The sequence below is a fragment of the Candidatus Eisenbacteria bacterium genome (genome assembly GCA_016930695.1).
Classification (GTDB): Bacteria; Orphanbacterota; Orphanbacteria; order Orphanbacterales; family Orphanbacteraceae; genus JAFGGD01.
Genome location: JAFGGD010000001.1, coordinates 1 through 2,715 on the forward strand (window position 1 = coordinate 1; position 2,715 = coordinate 2,715).

Annotated in this window: 2 protein-coding genes; both read right to left on the bottom strand. The window is 68.0% G+C overall.

The features are described from left to right. Positions 1-300: 300 nt before the first annotated feature. Positions 301-1,260, bottom strand: coding sequence for a carbamate kinase (arcC, locus tag JW958_00005; GenBank protein MBN1824611.1), 960 nt, complete (start codon positions 1,258-1,260; stop codon positions 301-303). A 145-nt stretch (positions 1,261-1,405) separates the two neighbouring features. After that, positions 1,406-2,557, bottom strand: a complete 1,152-nt coding sequence (locus JW958_00010; protein ID MBN1824612.1) for a hypothetical protein — start codon at positions 2,555-2,557, stop codon at positions 1,406-1,408. Between the last annotated feature and the right edge of the window lie 158 nt (positions 2,558-2,715).

Here is a 2,715-nt window from a genome sequence, read left to right on the forward strand (position 1 = left end):
GAAACCGCTTTGGACGAGGCTGTTCATTCCTGCTTGTAGGCCGCGGGGAGAGATCGGTTCGTCACGAGGGTTCGGGGCACGAGGCGGGAAACCGCTTTGGACGAGGCTGTTCATTCCTGTTTGTAGGCCGCGGGGGGGGATGGGTTCGTTACGAGGGCCAGGCGGGGGGCCGGAGAGGTGCCTTTGGACGAGCCCCTTCCCGGAATCGTAGCCATAGCTACGATGAGGAAAGGGGCGAAGGAAAAGGGGCCTCTCCGGCCCCCCGCCTGGTCCGCAGTAGAACCCATCCCCCTCCGCGGCCTACGGGGTGATCCACGTCCCCGCCGTCCCTTTGATCCCGTCGTACAGATTATCCACGCTGGTGATGAGGACTCCCTTCCCCCCGCGCTCCAGGAAAGCGATCGCCGCCTCGATCTTGGGCCCCATGCTCCCGGGCGGGAACTGTCCCTCTTCCAGCCAGCGACGCGCTTCGGCGGTGGTGAAGGAGTCCAGGTCGCGCTGCTCCGGCTTGCCGTAGTCGATCGCCACCTTCTCCACGCCGGTCAGAATGGCGAAGATCTTGGCCCCGGTCGCCCGGGCGAGAAGAAACCCGGTGCGGTCCTTGTCGATCACCGCCTCCAGTCCATCCAAACGCCCCTCGGCGCCCGCTCCGACGGGGATTCCTCCGCCGCCGACGGCGATCACCACCGGTCCGGCGTTCACCATGGCGCGCACCGCTTCCCCTTCGATGATCCGGATCGGCTTCGGTGAAGGGACCACCCGGCGCCAGCCGCGGCCCGCGTCCTCCACCATCTTCCACCCCTTCTTCCGCTGCAGCTTCTCCGCTTGTTGCTCCGTGTAGAAGGGGCCGATCGGCTTGGTCGGCTTACGGAAGGCGGGATCGTGCAGATCCACTTCGACCTGAGTGATCAGGGTGATCACGTCCCGCTCGATGCCGAGGGATCGGAGTTCGTTGTGCAAAACCTGCTGAATCATGTAGCCGATGCCGCCCATCGAATCGGCCACGCAGACGTCGAGCGGCATCGGCGCGATTTGCGACGCCGCCGCTTCGTTTCGGATCACGATGTTCCCCACCACCGGGCCGTTGCCGTGGGTGAGGACCAACCGGTGTCCTTCGGCGATCAGCCGGGCCACGGCGCGCATGGTGAGCCTGGTGGTCTCCTTCTGTTCCGTGAGCGTGCCGTCGCTCTTTTTGGGAATGATCGCGTTCCCCCCGAGGGCGACGACGATGGTGTCTTCTTTTTCGACGAAAACCTTCACGGCTCGATCTCCGAAACGACATCCGAACCGGCGGCATCGAGCGCCGCCGCAGAAACGAGCGCGCCCGCGGCCCCGGGAGGCGGCGGGCCCCGGTTATGGAAAAAAATCAGACTATCACCTCGATTCCACCGGGTCAATGGAGATTCTAACCGCCCGCCGGCCGGAACACGCACTCCATCGACGCTCCTTCGGGACCGAGAGAGAACGCCGCCGAGAGCCGCCCCCAAGGCCTCCCCCGCCAGGCGATACGCGCTCCCCCCGCGGCGCGCCCGCCGCCGAACCAGGCGACCGGCAGAGACCCGGGGAGCGCCGGCGACGGAAAGGCGATGGAGCGTTCGTCCCGGAAGAGCCGCACCCAGGAGAGGTCGATCCTCCCCTCGCGGCCGCGCCGGATGGTGAGCAAAAGGGAGAGACCGGCGCCGGTCCGGATCTTTTCCGATCCCGGTGTCCTCGAGGCGCCCCACCGGAAATCCAGGCGGAGGCGGCGCCCCGCCGGGCCGTTCCATGTCCCCCCCGCGGAGGCGGATGCGCTTCCGCCGCGCACCCGCGCCCCGCCGCGCACCTCGCTTCGGGCGGCCGAGCCGGCGGCGAGACGCCCCTCCCACGCCCCGCGACCCGCCTCGATCCGGGCGGAGCATTCGTCGCCGTAGACCGGCCCCGCCGAGTTCCAGGTTCGATGAAAGCTCGCATAGCGATGATAGCGCGCCTCGATCCGCGCACCCCCCAACCGCCGGTCCGCCATAGCGATCCATCCGGTCTCCCCGGCCGGTTCCGAACCGATACGCCTCTCCACCGTGCTCCGGGGAGCGTGGAACAGACCCGAGTAGTTACGGAAACGGAGAAGCGCCCTCCCCCCCTTCCCGGCGAGGCGGAGAAGACAACGTCCCCCCGTGCCTCCGGCGTCGCTCCGCCCCACTTCGGCCTGCAAGAGAAGGGGACCGCGGCCGAAGCGAACGTCGGCTGCCGCCGCGGCGAGATGATCGCCGCGAAAGGCGTCCGGCTTACGGGAGAGATCACCCCCTCCGAGGGGCGGGTCGTAGCGCGCCCCCGCTGCCGTGAAACCCACCTCCAGGCCGTCCGCCGCACCCTCCCATCGAAAAGCGCCGATCCTCTCGCGGAGCGCGTCCCTCCGTCCCTTCTCCGTTTCCGTCCGGTGAAGCCCCGCGTCGTCCAGGGAGGAGACGCGTCCCGCGTCGTCGATCCGCGCATCCCGTCGGGTGCGCGTCGCGAGAAGAATCGCCTCTCCTCCCGCGACGGGGAAACGGACCGCCGCGCCGCGATGCGCTTCGTTTTCCATGCGGGATCGATAGCGGGAAAGACGGGTGCGCGGATAAGGGGCGAAATCGGACGGGGTGCCGAAGGGGGGGGACAGAAGTGGCCCCTATTCCTTGGACAGTCAGGCGGCTGAGCTAAGGTGGACTCGGGTGTCTTGATCATGCCGCCGCTTCCTGATGA